This window comes from Streptomyces venezuelae (genome assembly GCF_008642335.1).
Lineage (GTDB): Bacteria > Actinomycetota > Actinomycetes > Streptomycetales > Streptomycetaceae > Streptomyces > Streptomyces venezuelae_F.
In genome coordinates this window covers 5674458-5699910 of the sequence record NZ_CP029191.1, presented here as the reverse complement: position 1 = coordinate 5699910, position 25453 = coordinate 5674458, and the positions used below count along the sequence as shown (strand labels likewise).

Below are 25453 nucleotides of genomic sequence, written 5' to 3'. Positions count from 1 at the left end.
GTGTCTCCCTCACGGTCGAGCACGCAACTTCTGGCGTGAAGCAGTGGGAGAATTGCAGAGAACTGTCGAGTTGACTACAGCCGAAGCGGAAGTCGTGACACCGCGCATCGCGCTGCCCTCCACACATCAATCAACTTTTTTCAATCTCTGCTCAAGTTATTGCGTGCCCGGTTGCGTCGGTGGTTATGTATGCGCCGCACGGCCCGGCACCCACAGCACGGACGTACAGCACGACCCGGAGGGGGTCTCCCGATGTCATCCACGAGCAGCCCACGCGGCCGCAGCGGCCGCACGCTCCCGCTCGCCACCGCGACCGTCCTCGCGTTGATCGCGCTCACCGCGTGCGGCACGAGCAGCGACGGCGCCGAATCGGATTCCGGCGGCAAGGTGACGCTCGACGTCAACGGACAGCCGCCCAAGACCCAGGCCTTCGAGCGCAAGCTCTACGACAAGCACGTGCAGCAGTTCGAGAAGGCCAACCCGGACATCGACATCGTGCCCCACGAGGGCTTCATGGACCCGAAGACGTTCAACGCGAAGCTCGCGGGCGGCAAGCTGGAGGACGTCTTCTACGTCTACTTCACCGACACCCGGTCCCTGATCGAGAAGAAACAGGCAGCGGACATCACGGACGCCGTCAAGGACATGCCGCGCCGCGGCGACCTCCAGGACCCGCTGATGAAGATCTTCCAGGACGAGGAGGGCCACCAGTACGGCCTGCCGACGTCGAACTACTCGATGGGCCTCATCTACAACCGCGCCCTGTTCGAGAAGGCCGGCCTCGATCCCGACCAGCCGCCGAAGACGTGGGCGGACGTCCGCAAGGCGGCCAAGAAGATCGCCGCGCTCGGCGACAACACCGTGGGCTACGCCGACTTCTCCAAGAACAACCAGGGCGGCTGGCACTACACCGCGGAGCTGTACTCCCGCGGCGGCCGGATCGCGGCCGAGAGCGACGGCAAGTGGAAGGCCGCGTTCAACACGCCCGAGGGCAAGGCCACCTTCCAGGACCTCCACGACATGCGCTGGAAGGACGGATCGATGGGCAGCAAGCAGCTGCTCCAGGTCGAGGACGTCCAGCGGATGATGGGCTCCGGCAAGCTCGGCATGTACGTCGCCGCCGCCGACAACATCACCGTCATCGCCAAGCAGTTCGGCGGGAAGTACGAGGACTACGCACTCGCCCCCGTACCCGACGCGAAGGCCACGCTGCTCGGCGGCGAGGGCTACATGTTCAACCCCAAGGCGTCCCCGGCGAAGATCAAGGCCGGCGTCAAGTGGATCCAGTGGCGCTACCTCAACCCCGACGTCATCGAGAAGAACGTCGCCGACTACGCCGACGCCGAGCTCCCCGTCGGCATCCCGATGCCCACCGTGCCCGACGTCTTCGAAGGCGCCGTCCGCGACCGGATCGAGAAGGTCAAGAAGGACAACGCCAACATGCCGACCGGCAACTACCAGGCGTTCATGGACTCCGCCCCGAAGGTGCCCGGCGTGATCGAACCGCCCAGGGCCCAGGAGGTCTACGCGGTCCTCGACTCGGCGATGCAGTCCGTCCTCACCAAGAAGGACGCCGACATCGACGCCCTGCTCGACACCGCCGAGGACAAGGTCAACGCGATCTACGACGCCTCCTGATGAGCACGTCCCTGAAGACACCGGCCCGGGACACGGCCGTCGCGCCGGCCCCCTCCCCCGCACCCCGCAGACCACGCGCGGCCCGCCGCCGCGCGCTGCGCGAGAACGTGACGGCGTACGGATTCCTGAGCGCGGCCGTGGTGATCTTCGCGCTGTTCTCCTGGTGGCCGATCGTCCGCAACGTCCTCCTCGGCTTCCAGGACGTCAACTTCGCCACCGGCAACACGTGGAACGGCACGAGCAACTTCGCGAAGCTCTTCGACGACCCGCTGTTCCTCACCGCCTGGAAGAACACCGGCCTGTTCACCCTGTACGCGCTGGTCCTCGGCTTCGCCGTGCCGTTCCTGACCGCGGTCCTCCTCAACGAGTTCCGGCACGCGCGCGCGTACTTCCGGGTCCTCGTCTATCTGCCCGTCATGCTGCCCCCGGTCGTGGTCGCGCTGATGTGGAAGTGGTTCTACGACCCCGGCCCCGGCCTCTTCAACGAGATCCTCCGCACGCTCCACCTGCCGACATCGGCATGGCTGGACTCGTCGTCCACCTCGCTGATCTCCCTGGTCATCGTCTCCACCTGGGCCAACATGGGCACCACCACCCTGATCTACCTGGCCGCGCTCCAGACCATCCCCGGCGAGCTGTACGAAGCGGCGGAGCTGGACGGTGCCAACGTGTGGCAGCGGCTGCGCCACGTCACGATCCCGCAGACCCGGTTCGTGCTGCTCGTCCTGCTGCTGCTCCAGATCGTCGCGACGATGCAGGTCTTCACCGAGCCGTACGTCATGACGGGCGGCGGCCCCGAGGACTCCACGGTGACCGTAATGTTCCTCGTCTACCGGTACGCCTTCGTCTACAACGACTTCGGCACCGCCAGCGCACTGAGCCTGCTGCTCCTGATCGCCCTGGGCGTCTTCTCCGCCCTCTATCTGCGGGTCACCCGCGCCGCCAAGGAGTGAGCGATGTCCGCCTCGACGCGCACCCTCGTCCGCCCCGCCGTCCTGAAGACGCGCAAGGGACGGCTGATCTACTGGTCGGTCCTCGCCCTCGCGCTCCTCCTCTTCACGGTCGCCTTCATCGTGCCCCTGTACTGGGCGGCGACCGGCGCCATGAAGTCCTCCACCGAGCTGGCGCGGAACCCGCCCACGTACGTCCCCGAGAGCTGGCACCCCGAGAACTACGCGAAGGCGTGGCGGGAGATGGACCTCTCCCGCTACTTCCTCAACACGGTCGTCCTGGCCGGCGGGGCCTGGCTGGTGCAACTCGCGGTGCAGATCCCGGCCGCGTACGCCCTGTCGAAGCTGCGCCCCCGGTTCGGCAACGTGGTGCTCGGCCTGATGCTCGTGACGCTGATGATGCCCGCCACCGCGCTCCTCGTGCCGGTCTACCTCACCGTCGTCGACGTCCCGCTGTTCAACCGCAACCTGATCAACAGCCCCAGCGCGGTGTGGCTGCCCGCGGCCGCCAACGCGTTCAACATCTACATCCTGAAGAACTTCTTCGACCGGATCCCCGACGAGCTCCTCGACGCGGCGAAGGTCGACGGCGCGGGGCCCGTGACGACCATGTGGCGCGTGGTGCTCCCACTGGCCCGACCGATCATCGCCGTGGTCTCCATCCTCTCCATCGTCACGGCGTGGAAGGACTTCCTCTGGCCGCTGCTCGTGCTGCCCGACCCGGCACGGCAACCGCTGAGCGTGTTCCTCCAGCGCGTCGCCCAGGACACCCCGCTCAACAGCCTGGTGGCCGGGCTCGTCATGGCCTCCCTGCCGCTGGTCGCCCTCTTCCTCGTCTTCCAGCGCCACATCATCGCCGGGCTCGGCGCCGGCAGCCTCAAGGGCTGAGCTCTCCGCAGCAGCTCCCCGCAGCACGTCTTCGGAGCACGTACGAAAGGACTCCCCTTGCCCAGCACGGAGTGGTGGCGCAGCGCTGCCATCTATCAGGTGTACGTCCGTTCCTTCGCGGACGGGAACGGCGACGGCACCGGCGACCTCGCCGGAGTCCGGGCCCGTCTCCCCTATCTGGCCGAACTGGGCGTGGACGCCCTGTGGTTCACCCCCTGGTACCTGTCACCCATGGCCGACGGCGGCTACGACGTCGCGGACTACCGCACCATCGACCCGGCGTTCGGCAGCCTCGGCGAGGCCGAGAAGCTGATCGCCGAGGCCCGGGAGCTCGGCCTGCGCTGCATCGTGGACATCGTGCCGAACCACGTGTCCGACCAGCACGAATGGTTCAAGGCGGCGCTGGCGGCCGGGCCGGGGTCCCCGGAACGGGAGCTGTTCCACTTCCGGCCGCACTCGCCGGAGCCGCCCAACGACTGGGTCGGCGAGTTCGGCGGGGTGCCGTGGTCCCGCACGGAGGACGGCGAGTGGTACCTCCACCTGTTCGCACCCGAACAGCCCGACCTCAACTGGGCCCACCCGAGAGTCCGGCAGGAACACGAGGACGTGCTGCGCTTCTGGTTCGAGCGCGGCGCGGCGGGCGTACGCATCGACTCGGCGGCGCTCCTCGCCAAGGCGGACGGACTGCCCTCCATGGATCCGGCCCGCCCGCACCCCTTCCACGACCGGCCCGAACTGCACGACATCTACCGCTCCTGGCGGCGGATCGCCGACGAGTACGGCGCCGCGCTCATCGGCGAGATCTGGCTGCCGGACGCGGAGCGCTTCGCCCGCTACCTGCGCCCGGACGAGCTGCACACCGCCTTCAACTTCGACTTCCTGTCCCGGCCATGGGACCCGACGCAGCTCTGGGAGTCCATCGACCTGACCCTGACCACGCACGCCCCGGTCGGCGCCCCCGCCACCTGGGTCCTCGCCAACCACGACGTGACCCGCACGGTCACGCGCTACGGGCGGGCCGAGGACACCGGCTTCGCCTTCGAACGCAAACGGTTCGGCGTCCCCACCGACCTGGCCCTCGGCACGCGCAGGGCGCGGGCCGCGGCGCTCCTCACCCTGGCGCTCCCCGGCTCGCTCTACCTCTACCAGGGCGAGGAGCTCGGACTGCCGGAGGCGGACATCCCGCGGGACCGCGTCCAGGACCCGATGCACGCGCGGTCGGGCGGCGTCGACCCGGGCAGGGACGGCTGCCGGGTGCCGCTGCCGTGGGACGGCGCCCCGGAGCGGAGCTGGCTGCCCGTGCCGCCGGACTGGTCCGCGTACGCGGCCGACTCCCAGGACCGCGACCCGGACTCGATGCTCTCCCTGTACCGGACGGCGCTGCGGCTGCGGCGCTCCTTCTCCGACGCGGGACCGCTGCGCAGGCTGCGCGCCGACGAGCCCGGCGTGCTGTCCTTCGCACGCACCTGCGAGCGGGACGGCGCCACGCTGATCTGCCTGGTCAACTTCGGGCCCGGCGACGCGGCGCTGCCCGCGGACACCGAACTGCTGCTGGCCAGCGGTCCCTTGTCCCCGCGGGGGCGGTTGCCGCGGGACACCGCGGTCTGGCTGCGGGCCTGAGAGGCGTCGTTTGTCGGCCGGGCGGGGGTTCGGGGACCATGAGGAGGAGGGCGCAACCGCCCCTCCCCCATGATCCAGACGGAGTTCCGGCAGTGCTTTTCGACGTCACCCGCTCCGCGGTCACCGGCATCTTCGGCGAGGGCCGGCTCGCGACGCTGCCCGCGTCCGCGTTTCCCGCCCCGGCCGCGGACACGCCGGGTGCCCGTCTCCTCCAGACCGTCGGCGTTCCCACCGGGACGCTTCATCTGCGGGTGCCCGACGAGGACTCCGGACTGCTGCCCCTCGCCGGGGACGTCGTCGACGTCGAGGACCTCGAAGGCCTTGAGGAGGGGGCGGCGGAGGACGCGGGGGCATGGCCCGTCGTCGGCTGGCTGCTCAACGCGCACCTGGTCCTCGACCCCGTTTCCGGGAAGGTGTACGCCTTCGACCCCGACGAGGAGACCGCGCGGGCACTCCACGCGGACGTATCCTCCCTCGTGCACGTCACTCTCCGGTTCCAGCGCCTGCTGGACGAGTTCGCGTTCGGCGACGACGGCGAGGAGGCCGGCTTCGAGCGGCTGGAGCGCGAGGTCGGGCGCGTCCGCGAGGAGACGAGCCGCGTCGACCCTCTCCCGTTCCGGGACGACGAGACGGCCTGGTGGGTGATCGGCGACGAGATCGCCGCAGGTCAGCGCTTTACGGGGGACAGTCCGGCGGGGCGCTCGCTGTACGGGTGACCGTTGCCGTTTTGCCGACTCTTTGCGTAGTCGTTTGCGTAGTTCTACGGATGCCGGGACCGGTCGCGTCCTGAAAGGCTGTGCGTCCAGGGGGAGCCGTGCCGTGTCCGCACCCGCCCCGGACCAGCCGAACTAGGAACGCACATGGGCCCGCAGGGCGCGACCAGGAACCTCCACGCCCGCGCCGGAGAGCTCGCCGACGAGGCGGCTGCCACCGACGACCGCCCGCGGCTCGTGGCGGCGCTGACGCTCCTCGTCCAGTCGTACAGCTTCGGCGGCGAGTGCGCGCGGACGTTCGTGCCGTTCCGGCGGCTGCTGCGCCTGTACGACGAGCACCCGGCGGACTTCGGCGAGGACGACGTCCGGCGGCTGCACTGGATGTTCAAGTGGGTGGTGACCGACGCACGGCGGCAGCCCGGCGTCCCGCTCACCGAGGTCGAGGCGTGGCTGGCCCGGATGCGACGCCGCTACAGCGCGGCGGGGTACTCCGAACGGGCCGTGCACGGCGCCGAGTTCAGGCTCGCCCGGCATCTGGGCGACGCGGCCCGCGCCACGCGCGCGTACACCGCGTGGACGGCGGCCGCGCGGGACGACATGGCCGACTGCCTGGCCTGCGAGTACGCGACGGAGGGCCTGCGGCAGCTGGACCTGGGCGACGACCGGGCGGCCCTCGACGGGTGGGAGCCGGTCCTGAACGGCACCCACAGCTGCCACCGCGAGCCGCACGAGACCCTCGCCCGGTCGCTGCTGCCCCTGGTCCGCACGGGCCGCACCGACCAGGCCCGCGACCACCATCTGCGCGGCTACGGGATGGTCCGCGCCGAGGAGGCGTTCGGCTCCGTCGTCGGACGGCACGTCGAGTTCTGCGCGCTCACCGGCAACGAACCGCGCGGCCTGCGGATCCTCGCCGAGCAGAGCCGGCGCTGGGCGGACACGGGCGATCCGCTCGACCATCTGGAGTGGCTGGCCGGCGCGGCGCTGCTGTTGCGCCGTGCGGTGGAGACGGGCCACGGGAAGCGGCCGGTGCCGGGGCCGCCGGGCGGCGCGTGGACGGCGGCGACGCTGCTGGACCACGCCAGGGAGGCGGCGCTCGGCCTGGCGTCCCGCTTCGACCGCCGAAACGGTACGACCGCCGTCTCGGACGGCGTACGGTCCCGTATGGCCGCGGAACCGCTGCGGGAAGACCTGCGTCTGTCCGCCGGGCCGCCCGGCCCGGCACCGCACTCCCGCACCCCCGGCTCCCGCCCCGACCCCGGTCCCGGCCCGGAGTCGTCGCTGTCCCCGGTGGACCGGGCCCGCCTGTCCCTGGCCCTCGCGCAGTCCCTCGCCTCGTCCGACGACGGGACGGGCCCGCAAGCGGAACGGCTCCTGGCCGACGCCGCGTACTTCGCGGGGCTTCCCGGGGGCAGCCGGCACCTCGGCACCCTGGCCCGGCTGCGGCTCGGCGGGCTGCACTGCGAGGCGGGCCGTCACGACGAGGCCGTGGCGGTCCTGGAGTCCGTACTGCCCGACCTCGACGAGACCCACGAGCCGGACGACCGCACCCAGGCACACACCTGGCTGGCCCGCGGCTACCTCCACACGCACCAACCGGCTCTGGCAGCGGCCCAGTTCACGCTGGCCGCCGCACTCGCGCGCACCTCGCCCGACGGCCGGCACGAGGAAGCCTCCCTGACCCAGCGGGCGGCGCAGGCGCTGGGCCTGGCCGGACAGCCGGCGCAGGCGTGCCGGGCCTACGCGCGGGCCGAGGAACTGTGGCGCGCCCTCGGCGAAGACGGCGCCCTGGTCCGCGCGCAGCGGGCCCGCGCGTGGGAGACCCTGGCCGCACACGGACTCGCCGCCGCCGACACGGCCATGGCGGAGGCCCTGCGCACGAACCGACACCACGCGGAGGCGGCGGAACAGGACCCGGAACGCACGGAGCTGTACGTGGAACTGGGCCGCACGCACGTCCAGTTGGCCCGCCTGGCGATGGAACACGCCGACGGCCCTCCGCTGGCCGACTGGGGCACCCCTGAGCAGTACACGGCCAACACACGCGCCTTCGAGACCGCACTGGCCCACACGGAACGGGCGATCGAGACCTTACGCACGTGCGGCGGCCCGGGCCTGGCGGACCTGCACCCGACCGAACTCCTCGCCACGCGCCTGGAGTTCGCCCTCGGCCACCACGACAGGGCGGCAGCCCGAGCGAGCGCACTGGCGGCAGCGGTACGCGAACGCCCGGACCCGGACGGCACGTTGGCGCACCTCGCGGAGGAGTGCGACCTACTCGCCGGGCCGGGCCGCGCACCGCGTCACCAGCGACGCCAGGGCCGCGCGTGAGGTGACGCCCGTTTTGCGGTACACCCGGCCCACATGGCTCTCGACCGTGCGCGTGCTGAGGCAGAGCCGGTCGGCGACCGCCTGGTTGGTGAGGCCCTCGGCCACCAGCGCGGCTATCTCGCGCTCGCGCGGTGTCAGCGAGGCGAACGGTCCGGACGGCAGTGGGGGGACGTCGGCGTGGGGAACCGGTGGCGCGGTCGCCGCCGGGTCGAGTGCGGGGCCGGACGCGGGCGGGGCCGCGGGCACGTCCGCACCGCCGGGGTCCCGGCCCGCGCTCCCGCTTTCCGCCCGCCCCCGTGCCGCCATGTCCAGGAGCAGGCGCGCTCCGCTCTCCTCGGCGAGGCGCAGGCCGCGGCGGGACATGGTGGCGGCGCGGGCCGTGTCGCCGGTGGCGGCCGCGAAGGGGGCGCCGAGCAGGAGGCTCTGGGCCTCCCGCAGAACCGCGCCGGCCCGCGCGCATTCACGCGCGGACTCCGTGAACGCCTCGTCCGCCGCGGCCAGTTCACCCCGCCGCGCCGCGACGAGACCGACCGCGCGCAGGGCCGCGCCCCGCTGGACGGGCAGGCCGAGGCGGTCCGCCAGGGCCAGCGCGTGGGACGCCCAGCGTTCCGCGTCCGCCACGTCATCCGTGGCCAGCGACGCGGTGACGAGCAGCTCGAAGAAGTTGGGCCGCATCGAGGGCTGTACGCGGGACAGGTCGCTGTCACCGCCCGCGTCCATGAGGATGTCCCGCACCCGGTACGGGTCACCCGCGCCCAGCGCGGCGTACGCGAGCAGGCACCGGGACACCGTCGCCCACCAGCCCTCGACCGCGCCCACCGTCGCCGCCGCCTCCTCGGCCGCGGCCAGCACCTCCGGGTCCCCGGCCGGGCGCACCTGCATGAGGATGAGGGCGCGGATGGCCCGGCTGATGCCGAGGAGTTCGGCGCCGCCCAGTGCTCCGGCGACCGCGACGGACTCGTCGGCCCACTCCAGCGCTTCGTGCAGGCGGCCCGTGGTGAGGCGGGCGTACGCGCCGGTGAGCAGCAGTTGCGCCAGGGCGAAGGGGCGGCCGGTGCGCCGGGCGATGTCGACGCCGCGTTCGGAGTGGCGTCGCGCGGCGGCGCAGTCGTCGAGGAACACCTCGCTCCAGGCCAGGCGTACGAGCGACTCGCACTGCCCGGCGAGGTCGGCGTCGGTCGTGACGTCGGTGAGCGCGGCGGCGTCGGCGGCATATCTGCGGGCCGCCTCGGTCTCCCCTTGGTACGCCTCGCCGAGCGCGGCGAGCGTCAGGGTCTCCGCGGCGCCGAGTTCGTCGCCGCGGAGCCGGGCGTCGGCCAGGGCCCTGGCCACGTCGTCGCGCACGTCGAGGTAGCGCGTGGCGAACAGGGCGCGGTTGCCCCACTCGACGACCAGGCCGGTGCGCTGGGCGGGCGGCGGGCCGGGGCGGCGGTCGAGTTCGCGGCGGAGCAGGGCGCCGGCCGCCGCGTACCGCCCGAGGGTGCGCTCCATGAAGGCGCACTGCACGACGGCGGCCGTCCGCAGCGCGTCCCCGCCCTCGGGCCCCTCAGGGGCGGGGCGGTGTGTCGCGATGAGCCGGTGGAGGAGGTCCCTGCTCTCCTTGACGGCTCCGGTCATGCCGAGCGCGGTGGCCTGCTTGAGCATCAACTCGCTGCGGGTGGCGTGGTGTTCGGGCGTGTCGGGCAGGACGCGGAGGACGACGCCGAGGAGCCGTGCGCTGTCGGCGGGTGCCGTGGCGGCGGCCTGCTCCGCCGCTTCCGTCAGGATCGCGGCCGCCTTGGGGTCCCAGCGGGAGAGGGACTCCTCGACGTGGTGGGCGCGGTCGTTGAGGGGTGCGCCGGTCCGGGTGAGTTCGACGGCGGCCGCGCGGTGCAGTTCGAGGCGCCGCCAGGGGTCGACGGCCTCGCGCATCCAGGCGCGCAGGAGCGGGTGGCGGGGCGCGAGGCAGCCGGCGCGCCGGTCCGGCCTGAGGAGGTCGCGGTCGATGAGCTCCCGCAGCGCGGCGATGAGGTCGAAGCGGTCGGCGCCCGTCACGGCGGCGATCAGGTCCGTGTGCGCGTGCTCGCCGAGCACCGCGACGGCGTCCAGGGCGGCCCGCTCCAGCGCGGAAAGACCGGCGAGTTCGTCGAGGAACGCCGCCGAGTGGTCGCCGTGGAGGAGAGCGAGGAAGTACAGCGGACTGCCCTGGCTCGCCTCGTACATCTCCGCGGCCCGCTCCCGCGGCACCCCCGCGGCGAACGCGGGGATCAGCTCGTCCCCGCTCAGCGGCCCGAGGGCGGTCCGCAGGACGACACCGGAGTCGAGGCCGCGCGTGAGGGCGGCGGACAGCGCGGACGGGGACTGGCGTTCACGCCGGGCGACGGCCAGCAGGAACGGGGCGCGCACGGGGTGGCGTACGAGATGGTCGACGAGCTCGACCGTCGCCTCGTCCGCCCAGTGCAGATCGTCGAGGACGACGAGGAGACCGCGCCCGCCGACGCCGCCGAGCGCGGCGGCGGTGACCCGGCACAGGCCGAAGAGGTCCATGCCCGACACCGCGCCCGAGACCCCGACGGACACCGCGCCCGGAAGCGCGCCGTCACCGTCCCCCCGCACCATCGCGGGCAGTCCGCCGAGCGAGGGGAACGCGCGGCGTGCGCGCGGGTCGAGTTCGGTGAAGGCGTCCGTGAACGGCCGCAGCGGAAGCGCCCTGCCCCTCTCCGACCCCCTGCCCCGCAGCACGGTCACGCCCCGGTCCCTGGCCAGCGCCGCGAACTCCGTCAGCAGCCTGCTCTTGCCGATCCCCGGGTCCCCGACCACGTCGACGACGCCCGCGGTCGTTCCCCCCGCCCCGACCTCGTCCAGCAGCGCTTCGAGGCGGCCGAGCTCCGCACCCCTGCCCACGAACGGCGCCCGCCCCGCGGGCCCCTTCGCGCCTCCGACCATCTCCACCACAGCCCACGCCCCTTCACGGAGGCGCGCGGGCCCCCTCGGTGACGTTGTACCGCACCCGCCTCGCGCGCGACGCGGGCCGGGATATCGGTTCGTGCACAAGATATGGAGAAAGGTCACGATGTGATCACGGACGGAAGTGCTGGCCATGGGCCCTACTCCTTGTCATCGGGCCCCGGCGCGACCGTTACCCTGACCCCCGTCAGTAGTGCACCAAGAAGGGGTGGATCCGGTGGCGGACATCGAGGAAGCGCGCAAGACGTTCGAGCAGTTCGACGCGGACGGCGACGGCTTCATCACGGCGGCGGAGTGGAAGAGCGCCATGGCCAGGATGGGCGACTTCTACCAGACCGAGGCGGTGGCCGAGGCCGTGATCGGCACGAAGGACACCGACGCGGACAAGCGTCTCTCCTTCGACGAGTTCTGGGCGAGCCTGAACAAGTAGTCGGCGGGTCGGCACCGGCCGACGCGACGGAAGGGCCCGGCACACCAGGTGCCGGGCCCTTCGTCGTTCCCCGCCCGTGTCAGCGCTTCAGCAGGAAGGTGAAGTCCCCGGAGGTCCTGCCGCCGAGGCGGACCGCCGAGACGACCTTCCCCTCCACGATCAGCCGCTCCACCTCGCCCCGCGACAGACCGCACCCTTCGGCGATCAGCCGCACCGGCCGGACCGGGATCCGGGCCGCGAAGCGGACCGAGACGTCGAGCACGTCGCCGTCGGGGCGGTCCGGCGCCCCGGCGCCCGTGTCGAGGCGCCAGGCCCCGTCCCAGTCGACGGACACGCGATTGCGCCGCAGCAGCGCCGGATCCTGCAGCAACTCCGCTGCCAGAGCCGGGTCGTTGGCGTGCATGCGGTCCAGCAGCGCGGGCCGTACGGAACGGACGTTCCGCCGCTCCAGGACCGTGAGCTTCGTGGTCGCCCCGCACGTCGTGCAGAGCGCGAGGAGCCAGGCGTCGATCAGCTTGTGGTTCGCGTTGACCCGGAATTTCCCGTCGGCACGGAAGCGCCCGGACGCGCAGGTGTGACAGCGACGGAGAACCTGAGGCAGGCAGGTGGGCATGACGACCCAATGGGTGAGCACAGAAGTACACCGATTTCAGTGAGAAGACCGCAGCAAGAAGCAGCGCGGCGCGCAGGCGCGACGCGCGACCGATCAGCGCTCGGGGTGTCTCACACGGTGTACAACGGCACGTCCTTAGCCTGGGCGATGTGGTCCGGCAGCACGGTAATGGGCTCCGTCGGCACGGCTCCACCCGTTTTCCGAGGACGAACGCGGAATACTCCCGCCGATCCGGAGGTTCCCTCCGTTACGACCGCGGCACCCCGCCGCCTCGCCTCGGAAAGGCAGTCAGTCATGAAGATCGGCATCATCGGCGCGGGCAACATCGGCGGCAACCTCACCCGTCGCCTCACCGCCCTCGGCCACGACGTGTCCGTCGCCAACTCGCGCGGCCCGCACACCCTGACCGCCCTGGCCGAGGAGACCGGCGCGAAGCCCGTCGCCGTCGGCGAGGCCGCGCGCGGCGCGCAGGTCGTCGTCGTGACCGTCCCGCTCAAGGCCGTCCCCGACCTGCCCGCCGGCTTCCTCGACGGCGCGGCCGAGGACGTCGCCGTCATCGACACCGGCAACTACTACCCGCAGCAGCGCGACGGGAGGATCGCCGAGATCGAGGAGGGCCTCACCGAGAGCCGCTGGACCGAGCGGCAGATCGGCCACCCCGTCATCAAGGCCTTCAACGGCACGTACGCCCAGGACATCCTCGACAAGCCCCTGCCGAAGGGCGCCCCCGGCCGGGTCGCGCTGCCCGTGTCCGGCGACGACGAGGCCGCCAAGAAGGTCGTGCGCGACCTGATCGACGAGCTCGGTTTCGACACCGTGGACAACGGCGGGCAGGACGAGTCCTGGCGTCAGCAGCCCGGAACCCCCGTGTACGGCAACACCGGCGGGACGGACGAGATCCGCAAGGCGCTGGACGCGGCGTCCCCGGAGCGTACGGCGGAGTGGCGCGCCTGACCGACGCGCCCTCCTGGGACGACACTCAGGGCGTGGCCCACTCCCGCAGTGCGTCGTCGTCCTCGAAATCGGCCACGTTCTTGTCCAGCGGTGTCGACGTGTACTGGTGGATCTTCCACTTCGCCTGGATGCGGGGCTTGCCCGCGCGGACGTAGTCGGCGATCCACAGTCCGTCGCCCGCGTACGAAGTGGTGTCGTGGTTCAACCAAAAGTCGCGGTTGCAGTACAGGAGGACGCGGTGGTCGGGCCGCAGCCGCTTCACCTCCCGGATGAAGCGGTCCTTCTCGCCGTTGCTCGCGCGCGTATGGTCCCCCGTCCACTCCCAGTCCGCCGCCAGCAGGTCCCCCTCCTTCTCGGGGGCCTTGCTCACGAAATACTCCGCCTGCGCCTTGATGTTGCCCGGCCAGAGGAAGTGGTAGTAGCCGACCACGCAGCCCGCGTCGCGGGCGCGCTTCGTCTGGGCGGACAGCTTCGGGTTGACGTACGAACGGCCCTCCGTCGCCTTTATGAAGACGAAGGAGAAACCGTCCGTGTCGAAGGTCGTCTGGTGGGAGCTGACGTCGATGCCACGGATCACGGGCGCCTCCAGATTGGGCGCTAGGCAGTACCTGAACTGCCCGTTTTGTGCCCGCTGTTGGCTACGGTCAACCGTCAACCATCAACTGTTCAACGGAAGATCCCCGTGTGCCCGAGCGAGTAGCGGCCCGGCTGCGGGTACACCGCGAGGCCGTGCGGCCCCTTACCGACCGGGATGCGGGCCAGCTGCACTCCGGTTCGGGTGTCGATGGCGTACACCTCGGAGTCGTAACGCCCGGACAGCCAGAGGGTGTTGCCGTCCGCCGAGACGCCGCCCATGTCGGGGCTGCCGCCGTCCGGGAGCTTCCACTTCTTGGTGAGCCTGTTCTTCGGGAAGTCGAAGACGGAGATCGTTCCCTCGCCCCGGTTGGAGATGTACATCTCCTTGGAGTCGCGGCTGACATACAGGCCGTGGCAGCCCTTGCCCGTGCGCATCAGCTTCGGTTCCGTGAACTTGTCGCCGTCCAGGACCCACATGCCGTGCGCCATCATGTCGGCGATGTAGAACGTCTTGCCGTCGGGCGACATCTTCACGTCCTGCGGCATGGCGCCCTTGAAGGGGATCTTCTGCTGGCCGACGACCTCCATCTTCTCCGTGTCGACCTTGAGGAGTTCGCCGGAGAACTCGCAGGACACGATGAAGTAGCGGCCGTCCATGGAGAAGTCGGCGTGGTTGACGCCCGCGCAGGTGACGGGGACGGTCTTGTTGCGGTTCATGGTCTTCGGGTCGCGGAAGACGAGTTCGCGGTCCATGGAGGCCATGACGACGGCGTGCTTGCCGTTCGGCGTGAAGTAGAGGTTGTACGGGTCGGAGACCTCGACCGTACGGCCCGTCTTGCCGGTGACGGGGTCGATCGCGGTGAGGCTGTCGCCGAGGTCGTTGTTGACCCAGAGCGTCTTCATGTCCCAGGAGGGGACGACGTGCTGCGGCTGATTGCCGACCTTGATGGTCTCGATGACCTCGAACTTCTTGGGGTCGATCACCGACACCGTGTTGGACTCGGTGTTGGGGACATAGATGCGCTGGAGGAACTTCTTGGCCACCGGCTGGAGCGCGTTGGGGCGGTCGGCGGCGTACGCGTCCTTGGGGTCGAGCACGGGCGGCATGCCGGGCAGGCCGGGCGCGACCTTCGGCTTGGCGGGCTTGCGGACGCCTTCGGTGCCGAGGGCCTCGGAGTCGCCCTTGCCGGCGCCGCAGCCCGCGAGGGCGGCGAGGACGGCGCCGGCGGCGAGCACGGCCGCGGTGCGTCGGGTGGCCCTGAGCCGCGGGGCGTCGGGCAGCATCTCGTTCGGGTTCGGGTGCATCAGGTCAGCAGCTCCGTGGTCGTGACCGCGCGCAGGCCGCGGCGTTCCAGTTCTTCCAGGACGGCGGGCAGGGCGGCGACCGTGTCCGCGTACCCGAAGTGCAGGCTCACGACGGACCCCTCGCGGATCCCGCCCGCGACGGCGCGGGTCACGGCCGGGGCGCCCGGTGACGTGAAGTCGAGGGAGTCGACGTCGTACGAGAGGACGTGCGGGTAGCCCGCGCGGCGGGCGAGGCGTTCGACGAGGGGCGTCGCCGTCTGTGTGCGCGAGGGGCGGAACCAGGTGCCGATGGAGCCGGTGAGGCGGCGCAGGCGGTCCGCGCAGCCGGTGATCTCGGCGCGGGCGTCGGCCTCGGACATGGTGTTGATGTCGAGGTGGTGGTGGGTGTGGTTGCCCAGGTCGTGGCCGCCGTCGAGGATGCGGCGTGCCAGGTCGGGGTGGGCGTCGAGCCAGCTGCCGACGGCGAGCACGGTGATTTTCGCGCCGGCTCCCTCCGCCTGGGCGAGCAGCGCCTTCGCGGTGGCGGGGTCACCCTGGCCGTGGAAGGTGAGGGCGACCTGGGGGCGGGTGCGGGGGCCGTGGCTGATCTGGGCGGGGAGGCCGGGGAAGCGGCGGGGTGCGGGGGCGGCGGCCGGGGCGGGCCCGGCCGGGCGGCGGGTGGTTGCGGGCGGGCGGTCGCGTGCGGGGGCGGCGGGGCCGGTCGCGGCGCACCCGGTGGTGAGCGCGCCCGCGGCGACCAGGCCGGCGCCCGCGCGCAGGGCTCTGCGGCGGTCGGTCTCGATCACCGGACCATTTAATGGGAAAAACATGGAAAAGATGCTGATTGCCCGCTTCGGCAGCGTTGCGCGGGCAGCACGGACCGCCGCCCCGGACCCGCGGACCGGCTCTCGCCCCTTGCTTATCGCCTGTCACAGCCGCCGCTTAACCAGCGTTTACCAGGCAGGTGTCCCATCTCACCAAGGATTCACCTCTAAACTGTTACCGTTTGCCCGGTTTTGTACACCCCTGGGCTTTTGGATCCGTCAGGCCCTTCTGCCATAGTCGGAGACACGACCCCCATTGACCCGGGCTCAGGTCGTCTCGGCGGCTGCGGATCACACCCCAATATCCGCGCCGCTTCACGAAGGCCCCCTCGCGCCGACCACGGCGACCGGGGGCTTTCGCGTATCCACGCCCGGTCAGCGGTCGGCGGCGCGCATCTCGAACCACGTGGTCTTGCCGCGGGGCAGCAGGTCCACGCCCCACCGGTCGGAGAGCTTGTCGACGAGGAACAGGCCGCGGCCGCTCAGGTCCATCTCGTGGACGGGCAGCAGACAGGGCAGCCCGCGCGAGGGGTCGCGGACCTCCACGCGGATCCAGCCGCGCCGCCGCTGCATGCGCAGGCCGAAGACGCGGGCGCCGGTGTGCCGCACGGCGTTCCCGACGAGTTCGGAGACGAGGAGGACGACATCCTCGGTGAGTTTCGGGGAGAGGCCCCAGTGGCGCAGGACCACGACCTGGGCGAGGCGGCGCGCGATGGCGGCGGACTCCGGGCGCGACGGCAGCGGGACCTCCGCGTCCGTGGGATTGCCGAACAACTCGAGCGCCTTCAGCGCGTGTTCGTCCTCAACCGCCGGCGACCAGCGCGCCGCGGTCGCACTGCCGTGCCGCCGCGGCCGTTCGTCACCCTCCAGCCCCGCCATGCCCCCATCATGGCCGCCCAGAGCGCTCTCCGTGGCCGTTCCGGCGGAATAAGCCCCCCGGAACCATCCATTCCGGGGGGCCGGTTTGACATATGCCAGCGGCAGTCAACAGCGGTTGTAGCTGGGCTGACCTGCGGTGACTTGTCGCTTACACATGATCACTTACAGCTTTGCGGCCACTTGATTTAAGGCTCTGTTAAGTCGTCCATAATCCGCCCCATCGAGGGACACCTTCGCTGACGCCCGTTCAACTTGGCGCACGCGTGGTCCAGTTCAGGCGAACTTGGCCTTGCCCGGGCCCTCCTCGACGAAGCTGCGCATGCCCCGCTCACGGTCCTCGGTCGCGAACAGGCCTGCGAACCACGTCCGTTCGATGGCGAGCCCCGTGTCGATGTCCGTCTCCAGGCCCGCGTCGATCGACTCCTTGGCGGCGCGCAGCGCGATGGCCGGGCCCCGCGCGAGCCGTGCGGCCCACGCGTGCGCCTGCTCGTACACCTCGGCGGCGGGCACGACACGGTCCACCAGGCCCATGGTGAGCGCCTCGTCGGCCTTCACGTGGCGGCCGGTGAAGATGAGGTCCTTGGCCTTGGACGGGCCGACGAGCCGGGCCAGTCGCTGGGTGCCGCCCGCGCCGGGGATGACGCCGAGCAGGATTTCGGGCTGGCCGAGCTTGGCGTTGTCCGCGGCGATGCGGAAGTCGGCGCAGAGGGCGAGCTCGCAGCCGCCGCCCAGCGCGTAACCGGTGACGGCGGCGACGACGGGCTTGGGGATGCGGGCGACGGCGGTGAAGGACTCCTGCAGCGCCCCGGAGCGTACGACCATGGCCGCGTGGTCCATGTCCTGCATCTCCTTGATGTCCGCGCCCGCCGCGAACACCTTCTCGCCGCCGTAGAGCACCACGGCGCGCACGTCGTCGCGGCGCGTCGCCTCTTCGGCGAGTTCCTTGAGGCGGTCCTGGGTCGCGATGTCCAGGGCGTTCATCGGGGGACGGTCGAGCCGGATCGTGCCGACGCCTTCGGCGACTTCGAGGGTTGCAGTCATGGCAGCAGGTTAACGGGGACTAACGGGACCGGGCCCGGTGCACTTGGTCACAGTGCGCCGGGCCCGGTACGGAGGAGGCGGGCTCGCGCCCGCGGGGAGGCTTACGCCTTCCACTCCTCCCACGACATGTTCCAGCCGTTGAGGCCGTTGTCGGGCTGGATCTTCTTGTCCGCGGAGTTCTTCACGATGACGACATCACCGATGAGCGAGTTGTCGAAGAACCATCCGGCGGGCGTCTTCTTGCTGTAGCCGCCGCGCACGTCGCTCAGGCCTATGCAGCCGTGGCTGGCGTTGGTGTTGCCGAAGGCGCCGCCCGACCAGTAGTTGCCGTGCAGGAACGTGCCGGAGGTGGACAGGCGCATGGCGTGCGGGACGTCCTTGATGTCGTACTCGCCGCCGAAGCCGACGGTCTCGCCGTTCATCCGGGTCACCTGCAGCTTCTCACTGATGACCATCTCGCCGTTGTACGTGGTGGTGCCGGGGGCGCCCGCCGTGATCGGGATCTTCTTGATCTGCTTGCCGTCGCGGACGACCTTCATGTGGTGCGTCTTGGCGTCGACGGTGGAGACCTGGCTGCGGCCGATGGTGAAGTCCAGCGTCTTGTTCTGCTTGCCGTAGACCCCCGGGCGGCCCTCGACGCCGTCGAGGTTGAGCTTGACGGTGACCTTCGTGCCGGCCTTCCAGTACTTCTCAGGGCGGAAGTCCAGGCGGTCGTTGCCGAACCAGTGGCCCTCGACCGGCACGGACGGCTCGGTCTTGATCTGGATGGCCTTCTCGACCGCGTCCGGGTCGGTGATGCCGCGCGTGAAGTTGACCGAGAACGGCATTCCGACGCCGACCTTCGAGCCGTCCTCCGGAGTGAACTGGCCGATGAAGGTGTTCTTCGGGGTCAGCGTCGTGAAGACGGTGTCCTTGGCGGAGGCCCTGCCCTCGGAGTCCTTGGCCACGGCGTGGACCTTGTACTTGGTGGCGGCCGCGAGGTGGTGGGCCGGCGTCCAGCTGGTCCCGCCCGACGTGATCTTGCCGGGGACCGGATTCCCCTTGTTGTCCTCCACCTTGACCTCGGACAACTTGCCCTTGGCGGCGGCTATCTTCAGGGCGCCGCTGGTGGCCACCGCGTCCGCGCCGTCCTTGGGGGCTATGGTGACGACCGCCGCCGAAGGGGCGTTCTTGTCCGCCCCGGCCTTGCCGTCGCCGTCGCCCGCGTCCGAACCCCCGCCGCAGGCCGCGACGAACAGCAGCGTCGCCCCGGACACCGCCGCCGTCAGAGTTCTGGCGCCCCGCCGCCGCACGCGCACGCGCGCGCCAACCGACGTCCCCGATATCGGTCGCCCGTTCACGATCTCGTCTCCCCTCGCACGGCCTGATCCCCCAGGCCCGCACCCCAGTGCACCTGCGCGTTTCGGACACGCGCCAGCGATAGATAACCACACGGTTCCCGGCGAAAAGTCCCCGCCAATGTCACCGTTCAGTTCCAACTGCGCCGAGGGTGCGGGCAGACCAAGATCACCTGGTGGTTCCGAGCCGGACACCTGGCGATCACCCGGCGGATCAGGCGTTCTTCACCCAGTCCTTCCATTCCATGTTCCAGCCGCCGAGGCCGTTGTCAGGAGCGACTTTTTTGTCATTGCTGTTGATCACTTCGACGACGTCCCCGATGAGGCTCCGGTCGAAGAACCAGCCCGCCGGCGTCCGTGAGCTGCCGCCCTTCACATCGCGCAGGCCCACGCAGCCGTGGCTGACATTGGTGTTGCCGGGAGCGTCCGGGGACCAGTAGTTGCCGTGCAGGAAGGTGCCGGAGGTCGTGAGGCGCATGGCGTGCGGGACGTCGGGGATGTCGTACTCGCCGCCGAAGCCGACGGTGCGGCTGTTCATGCGGGTCACCTCCAGCATCTCCGTCACCACCATCTTCCCGTTGTACGTGGTGGTCTTGGGGGCGCCCGCGGTGATCGGCACGGTGGAGACCAGCTCGCCGTCCCTGCGCACCTCCATGGTGTGCTCGGCGGCGTCGACCAGGGACTGCTGGTCGCGGCCGACGGTGAACGTGAAGCTCTTGTCCTGGAGGCCGTAGACGCCGGGGGCGGCCTGCACGTCGCGCAGGCGCAGGCCGACGGTGACCTTCGTGCCGGGCTTCCAGTACTTCTCCGGGCGGAAGTCCACGCGGCTCTTGCCGAACCAGTGCGGGCGGATGTCGACGTCCGGGTGCGCGGTGACGTGGATGGCGCGCTGGACGGCCTCGCGGTTCTCGACCTCCCGGTTGAACTCCAGGGAGACGATCATGCCGGTGCCGACGGTGGCGCGGTTCTCCGGCGCCACGTATCCGATGAAGCGCTCGTCGGGGACGTACGTGCGGAAGGTGGTGTGCCGGGCGGAGCGGCGGCCGTGGCCGTCCATGGCGACGGCGTCGACCTCGTACGTGGCGGCGAGCGCGAGCGGTCCGCGGTCGAGGGGGCGCCACGTCATGCCGTCCTCGTCGATGCGGCCGGGTACATCGAACTCCTGCGCGTCCTGCGTCCGGACGACCTTCACCGACTCCAGGCGGCCGTCGGGGACCGTCACCTCCAGGCGTTCGTCCGCCTTGACCCCCTTGCTGTCGTCGTCGGGTGACACCCGGATCGCGTCCGCCGGGGAGCGGGGCTTCCCCATCAGCCCGTCGACCCCGTCGGAGGAGCAGCCCGCCAGCAGCCCCGCCCATGTCAGTACCGCGGCCAGTGCGGCCCCTGCGCGCCGTGCGCGCCTCGCATCCTGTCTCACGTGGGTCCCAACGACCGTCCCCCTGCCGGGGAAACGTGAGTGCGACGCGTGCGGTGGGCAGAACCATGGGGAGGACGACGTATGGGGAGCCGCGGCCGGGACGCCGCACGCCCTTCTTCGCGCGTCGCCCGACGGAGCCGCGGGAGGCCGACAGGTGGCGAGCGCACCCGAGCAGGACGCAGTGCAGCAGGCGCGGGCGGTGGGGCGCGGCACGACGGAGCGGCCCGCGCCGACGGTGAACGGGAGCAGAAGGGCGGCGCCGCGTGCCGCGCCGACGCGGCCCGTGTGGCCGGGGGCGCCGACGCCGCTCGGGGCGCGCTTCCGGGTCGGGCCCGACGGGGTCGCGGGCACCAACTTCGCGCTGTGGGCGGGCGGGGCGGAGGCGGTGGAGCTCTGTCTGTTCGACGACGGGCAGGTGGAGACGCGCTGTCCGCTGACCGAGCTGACGCACGAGATATGGCACGGCTTCGTGCCGGGCGTGCGGCCGGGGCAGCGGTACGGCTACCGCGTGCACGGCCGCTGGGACCCGTGGACGGGCGCCCGCTGGAACCCGGCGAAGCTGCTTCTGGATCCGTATGCGCGGGCGGTGGACGGCGGCCCCGGTCTCGACTACGGATCGCTGCCCGCCGAGGTGTACGGGCATGTGCGGGACTGGCCGCAGCAGCATGTGGCGGACACGGTCCGCGACGACCGCGACTCGGCGCCGTACGTCCCCAAGGGCGTGGTCGTGCACGACGACGCGCCGGACGACGAGTGGACCGACGACCGCAGGCCGAAGACGCCGTGGGCGGACTCGGTCATCTACGAACTGCACGTGCGCGGCTTCACGAAGCTCCATCCAGGGGTGCCGGAGGAACTGCGCGGTACGTACGCGGGGTTGGCGCACCCGGCCGCGCTCGACCATCTCGTACGGCTCGGGGTGACGGCGGTCGAGCTGCTTCCCGTGCACCAGTTCGCGCACGAGGACCATCTGCTGCGGCGGGGTCTGCGCAACTACTGGGGCTACAACTCGATCGGCTACTTCGCGCCGCACGCGGCCTACGCGGCGTCCGGGACGCGCGGCGAGCAGGTCGGCGAGTTCCGGCGGATGGTGCGGGCGCTGCACGAGGCCGGGATCGAGGTGATCCTCGACGTGGTCTACAACCACACGGCGGAGGCCGGGGAGCTCGGCCCGATGCTGTCCCTCAAGGGCATCGACAACCGCGGCTACTACCGGCTGCAGCAGAACGACGCGCGCAGGTACGCGGACTACACGGGCTGCGGGAACACGCTGCAGGTCGTCCAGCCGCACGTGCTGCGCCTGATCACCGACTCGCTGCGGTACTGGGTGTCGGAGATGGGGGTGGACGGGTTCCGGTTCGATCTGGCGGCGGCGCTGGCGCGCTCCTTCCACGACGTCGACATGCTGTCGCCGTTCCTCGCGGTGATCGCGCAGGATCCGGTGCTGCGGCGCGTGAAGCTGATCGCCGAGCCGTGGGACGTGGGGTCCGGCGGTTATCAGGTGGGGGCGTTCCCGCCGCTGTGGACGGAGTGGAACGACCGCTACCGGGGTGCGGTGCGGGACTTCTGGCGGGGTGCACTGCCGGACGTACGGGATCTGGGGTACCGGCTGTCGGGGTCGAGCGATCTGTACGCGTGGGGCGGGCGCAGGCCGTACGCGTCGGTGAACTTCGTGACGGCGCACGACGGTTTCACGCTGCGGGACCTGGTGAGTTACGAGCGCAAGCACAACGAGGCCAACGGCGAGGGCAACCGGGACGGGTCCGACGACAACCGGGCGTGGAACTGCGGCGCCGAGGGCGAGACCGACGACGCGGACATCACGGCGCTGCGCCGGCGTCAGCTGCGCAACCTGATGACGACGCTGCTGCTGTCCACCGGGGTGCCGATGCTGGTGGCGGGCGACGAGATGGGCCGCACGCAGGGCGGCTCGAACAACGCGTACTGCCAGGACAACGAGATCAGCTGGGTCGACTGGAAGCTCAGGGAGGAGCCGGGCTGGCGGGAGCTGTTCGCGCTGACGTCCCGCCTCATCGCGCTGCGGCACCGCCATCCGGTGCTGCGCAGGCGGGCGTTCTTCTCGGGGCGCGCGCACTCCGCGGACGGGCTGCGGGACCTGGCGTGGTTCACGGCGGGCGGCGGGGAGATGACGGAGGCGGACTGGTACGCGCCGAGGGCGACGCTCGGCATGTACCTGTCGGGGCGCGACATACCGGGCCGGGACGCGCGGGGCGCGCCGGTCGTCGACGAGAGTTTCCTGGCGGTGCTGCACGCGGACGGGGAGCCGACGGCGTTCGTGCTGCCGGGTCCGCCGTGGGCGGAGGCGTACGAGGTCGTGGTGGACACGTCCCTGGAGGAGCAGGACGCGCCGCCCGGCACGGTGCACCGGGCGGGCGAGACGGTGACGGTGCCGGGGAGGTCGGTGATGCTGCTGCGGGTGACGACCTGACGCCGGTCCCGTCGCGGGTGCGCGCATATGCGCGCGCTTGGTCCGGACCTGAGTCTTGCCCCTGCTCTTGGGTGACCCCAAGCTCGCCTTATGGACCTGGAGTTGCGGCACCTCAAGACGATCCGGGCGATCGCCGACGCGGGCAGCCTGACCAAGGCCGCCACCGCGCTCGGGCTCGCCCAGCCCGCCCTGAGCGCGCAGTTGAAGAGGATCGAGCGCGCCCTGGGCGGCCCGCTCTTCGAGCGCGGGCAGTACGGGGTGCGGGCCACGGCGCTCGGCGAGTTCGTGCTCGCGCGGGCCCGGGTGGTCCTGCCCGCGGTGAGCGGGCTGCGCGAGGAGGCCCAGCGGTTCGTGCGGGCGTGGGAGGGCGGGGCGGGGTTCAGGCTCGGCGGCATCCACGGGCCGCTGCTCGGGGCGCTGGTGGACCGGCTCGCCGCGGCGTACCCGGGGGTGCCGGTGTCGACGCACACGTCGTGGTCGGAGCGGGAGATCGCGTCCCGTACGGCGGCGGGCCGACTGGACTTCGCGCTGGTCGGTACGTGCGGGGCGAGCGCGCCGCCGGAGAACGAACTCCTCGTGTGGCGCGAGGTGGCCCGTGACCCCGTCTTCGTGATGCTGCCGACCTCCCATCCGCTGGCCGACGTCCAGGAGATCGACCTGGCGCGGCTCGCGGACGAGGCGTGGACGGACGTGCCGGGCGACGGCTGTTTCGCCGACTGTTTCTCGGCGGCGTGCGCGCGGGCGGGGTTCACGCCGTCGCGGGTGTACGAGACGGATGTCGCCTCGTGCGTGCATCTGGTGCAGGTGGGGCGGGCGGTGGGGCTCTGCCGGGCGACGTTCCCGCCGACGCCGGGGCTCGTGACCAGGCCGCTGGTGGGGGCGCCGCTGTTCTGGCGGCACCTGCTGGGCTGGCATCCCGCGGCGCCCGCCCACGACACGGCGGCGGCGGTCTTCGCGCAGGCGCGGGCGGCGCACGCGGAGGCGGCGGCGCGCAGCGAGAGCTATACGGCGTGGCTGTCGGCGCCGTCGCCGCCGTCTCCGTGACACGACGCGTTCCCCGGCGGTCCATAACGTCGGCGTACGGGGTCGGATGACAGCTCCTCGGGGGCTGTTGAGAGTTCTACCGTGTGGGCGATCCCCGCTCGTCCTTGCACATCGAGGAGACCTCGTATGCTCCCCACCCATCACAGACGTGTCGCCGCCGCGTGTGCCGCCGTCACCGCGGCCGGTGCGCTGGTCCTCGCCGGTCTGCCCGGCGCCGCGTCCGCCTCCCCCTCCTCCTCCGCTTCCCCCGCTTCCCCCTCCTCCCGGCTCTCCCCCGCCGAGAGCGCCGCCGTCGGCAAGACCTCTCCCGGAGTCTTGAAGGCCATGCAGCGCGACCTCGGCCTCACGTCGGCGCAGGCCGAGGCCCGTCTGGTCAACGAGGCCGAGGCCGGCGCCGTCGCGGGAGCCCTGCGGAACGCGCTCGGCCGTGATTTCGCGGGCGCCTGGGTGCACGGCGCCACCTCCGCGAAGCTCACCGTGGCGACCACCGACGCCGCCGACGTCTCCAGGATCGAGGCGCGGGGCGCGCGGGCCGAGGTCGTCGGCCACTCGGTCGCGCAGCTGGACGCGGCCAAGGCACGCCTGGACCGCGCGGCGAAGAAGACGGCGACGCGTGACGCGCCGGTCTGGTACGTCGACGTGCGCTCCAACGCGGTCGTCGTGCGGGCCGTGAAGACGTCCGCCGCGAAGTCCCTCGTCGAGGCGGCGGGCGTGGACGCCTCCCTCGTACGCGTGGAGCGGACCACGGAGCGGCCGCGGCCGCTGTACGACCTGGTGGGCGGCGAGGCGTACTACATGGGCGGCGGCCGCTGCTCCATCGGCTTCCCGGTCACCAAGGGCACTCAGCAGGGCTTCGCCACGGCCGGTCACTGCGGGCGCGCGGGCACCGCGACCACCGGCTACAACCAGGTGGCCCAGGGCTCGTTCCAGGCGTCCGTGTTCCCCGGGAACGACATGGCCTGGGTCGCCACGAACACGCAGTGGACCGCCACCCCGTACGTGAAGGGCCAGGGCGGCCAGCGGGTCGGCGTCGGGGGCTCGACACAGTCCCCGGTGGGTGCGTCGATCTGCCGGTCGGGCTCCACTACGGGGTGGCACTGCGGCACCGTCTCGCAGCACAACACGAGCGTCACCTACCCCGAGGGCACCATCAGCGGCGTGACGCGGACGACGGTCTGCGCCGAGCCGGGCGACTCGGGCGGCTCCTACATATCGGGCAGCCAGGCGCAGGGTGTCACCTCGGGCGGCTCGGGCAACTGCTCCAGCGGCGGTACGACGTACCACCAGCCGATCAACCCGCTGCTGCAGCGGTTCGGCCTGACGCTGAAGACCACCGGCGGCGGTGAGGACCCGGGTCCCGGTGAGCCGGAGCCGGGCGGTACCTGGGCGGCGGGCAAGGTGTACGCCGCGGGCGACACGGTGACCTACGGCGGCGCCACGTACCGCTGCCTCCAGGGCCACCAGGCGCAGCAGGGCTGGGAGCCGCCGAGCACGCCGGCGCTCTGGCAGCAGGCGTAGCTCC

Annotated in this window: 20 protein-coding genes; 11 read left to right on the top strand and 9 right to left on the bottom strand. The window is 71.5% G+C overall.

Annotated elements, in window-relative coordinates; translation table 11 throughout:
* The first annotated feature begins 252 nt into the window (after window positions 1-252).
* The 6 genes from DEJ49_RS25885 to DEJ49_RS25860 all read left to right on the top strand — a co-directional run bounded on the left by DEJ49_RS25885 (window position 253) and on the right by DEJ49_RS25860 (window position 8137).
* The gene (locus tag DEJ49_RS25885; RefSeq protein ID WP_150186335.1) at window positions 253-1638 is read left to right on the top strand and encodes an ABC transporter substrate-binding protein; all 1386 of its coding nucleotides are present in this window, start codon (window positions 253-255) and stop codon (window positions 1636-1638) included.
* Entirely contained in the window at window positions 1638-2591 is a 954-nt protein-coding gene (locus DEJ49_RS25880) for a carbohydrate ABC transporter permease (RefSeq protein ID WP_150186334.1), read from the top strand. Before DEJ49_RS25885 ends, DEJ49_RS25880 begins: the two co-directional genes overlap by 1 nt.
* Before the next feature lie 3 nt (window positions 2592-2594).
* On the top strand, window positions 2595-3476 hold the full coding sequence (locus tag DEJ49_RS25875; protein ID WP_150186333.1) for a carbohydrate ABC transporter permease: 882 nt from the start codon (window positions 2595-2597) through the stop codon (window positions 3474-3476).
* Window positions 3477-3533: 57 nt separating this feature from the next.
* Complete coding sequence (locus DEJ49_RS25870; RefSeq protein ID WP_150186332.1) at window positions 3534-5096, top strand: glycoside hydrolase family 13 protein; 1563 nt, start codon at window positions 3534-3536, stop codon at window positions 5094-5096.
* 92 nt (window positions 5097-5188) lie between these two features.
* Complete coding sequence (locus DEJ49_RS25865) at window positions 5189-5812, top strand: SUKH-4 family immunity protein (RefSeq protein WP_150186331.1); 624 nt, start codon at window positions 5189-5191, stop codon at window positions 5810-5812.
* A gap of 144 nt (window positions 5813-5956) precedes the next feature.
* Window positions 5957-8137, top strand: coding sequence for a hypothetical protein (locus DEJ49_RS25860; RefSeq protein ID WP_150186330.1), 2181 nt, complete (start codon window positions 5957-5959; stop codon window positions 8135-8137).
* Here the strand turns inward: DEJ49_RS25860 and DEJ49_RS25855 are convergent.
* On the bottom strand, window positions 8081-11062 hold the full coding sequence (locus tag DEJ49_RS25855; protein WP_150188481.1) for a helix-turn-helix transcriptional regulator: 2982 nt from the start codon (window positions 11060-11062) through the stop codon (window positions 8081-8083). The two genes, DEJ49_RS25860 and DEJ49_RS25855, sit on opposite strands and share 57 nt — an antisense overlap.
* Window positions 11063-11300: 238 nt before the next feature.
* On the opposite strand from DEJ49_RS25855, the gene DEJ49_RS25850 reads away from it, so the two are divergent.
* On the top strand, window positions 11301-11513 hold the full coding sequence (locus tag DEJ49_RS25850; RefSeq protein ID WP_150172461.1) for an EF-hand domain-containing protein: 213 nt from the start codon (window positions 11301-11303) through the stop codon (window positions 11511-11513).
* Between the two features lie 79 nt (window positions 11514-11592).
* On the opposite strand, the gene DEJ49_RS25845 is transcribed toward DEJ49_RS25850, so the two are convergent.
* On the bottom strand, window positions 11593-12147 hold the full coding sequence (locus DEJ49_RS25845; RefSeq protein WP_150186329.1) for a DUF1062 domain-containing protein: 555 nt from the start codon (window positions 12145-12147) through the stop codon (window positions 11593-11595).
* Here DEJ49_RS25845 and DEJ49_RS25840 point away from each other — a divergent pair.
* A complete protein-coding gene (locus DEJ49_RS25840; protein WP_317850468.1) occupies window positions 12136-13080 on the top strand; it encodes an NADPH-dependent F420 reductase in 945 nt (314 codons plus the stop codon). The genes DEJ49_RS25845 and DEJ49_RS25840 overlap by 12 nt on opposite strands.
* A 25-nt stretch (window positions 13081-13105) precedes the next feature.
* Here the strand turns inward: DEJ49_RS25840 and DEJ49_RS25835 are convergent, their stop codons facing one another.
* The 7 genes from DEJ49_RS25835 to DEJ49_RS25805 form a co-directional block, all read right to left on the bottom strand.
* Window positions 13106-13657 carry a glycoside hydrolase family 25 protein gene (locus tag DEJ49_RS25835; protein ID WP_150186328.1) on the bottom strand — a complete coding sequence of 184 codons (552 nt, stop codon included), beginning with the start codon at window positions 13655-13657 and terminating at the stop codon, window positions 13106-13108.
* A gap of 89 nt (window positions 13658-13746) precedes the next feature.
* Complete coding sequence (locus tag DEJ49_RS25830; protein ID WP_150188479.1) at window positions 13747-14940, bottom strand: YncE family protein; 1194 nt, start codon at window positions 14938-14940, stop codon at window positions 13747-13749.
* A gap of 20 nt (window positions 14941-14960) precedes the next feature.
* Window positions 14961-15746, bottom strand: coding sequence for a polysaccharide deacetylase family protein (locus tag DEJ49_RS25825; RefSeq protein ID WP_223833000.1), 786 nt, complete (start codon window positions 15744-15746; stop codon window positions 14961-14963).
* Between the two features lie 393 nt (window positions 15747-16139).
* Window positions 16140-16643: an ATP-binding protein gene (locus tag DEJ49_RS25820; protein WP_150186326.1), complete on the bottom strand. Its 504-nt coding sequence runs from the start codon at window positions 16641-16643 to the stop codon at window positions 16140-16142.
* A 273-nt stretch (window positions 16644-16916) separates the two neighbouring features.
* Window positions 16917-17684: an enoyl-CoA hydratase/isomerase family protein gene (locus DEJ49_RS25815; protein ID WP_150186325.1), complete on the bottom strand. Its 768-nt coding sequence runs from the start codon at window positions 17682-17684 to the stop codon at window positions 16917-16919.
* A 101-nt stretch (window positions 17685-17785) separates the two neighbouring features.
* Complete coding sequence (locus DEJ49_RS25810) at window positions 17786-19024, bottom strand: Ig-like domain-containing protein (RefSeq protein ID WP_150186324.1); 1239 nt, start codon at window positions 19022-19024, stop codon at window positions 17786-17788.
* A gap of 211 nt (window positions 19025-19235) precedes the next feature.
* Entirely contained in the window at window positions 19236-20438 is a 1203-nt protein-coding gene (locus tag DEJ49_RS25805) for an Ig-like domain-containing protein (RefSeq protein WP_223832999.1), read from the bottom strand.
* 154 nt (window positions 20439-20592) lie between these two features.
* Here DEJ49_RS25805 and glgX point away from each other — a divergent pair, with 154 nt between their 5' ends.
* From glgX to DEJ49_RS25790, 3 genes are all read left to right on the top strand, one after another.
* Window positions 20593-22887: a glycogen debranching protein GlgX gene (gene glgX, locus DEJ49_RS25800; protein ID WP_150186323.1), complete on the top strand. Its 2295-nt coding sequence runs from the start codon at window positions 20593-20595 to the stop codon at window positions 22885-22887.
* Between the two features lie 90 nt (window positions 22888-22977).
* On the top strand, window positions 22978-23931 hold the full coding sequence (locus tag DEJ49_RS25795) for a LysR family transcriptional regulator (RefSeq protein ID WP_150186322.1): 954 nt from the start codon (window positions 22978-22980) through the stop codon (window positions 23929-23931).
* A gap of 126 nt (window positions 23932-24057) precedes the next feature.
* Entirely contained in the window at window positions 24058-25449 is a 1392-nt protein-coding gene (locus DEJ49_RS25790) for an alpha-lytic protease prodomain-containing protein (protein ID WP_150186321.1), read from the top strand.
* Window positions 25450-25453 lie beyond the last annotated feature (4 nt).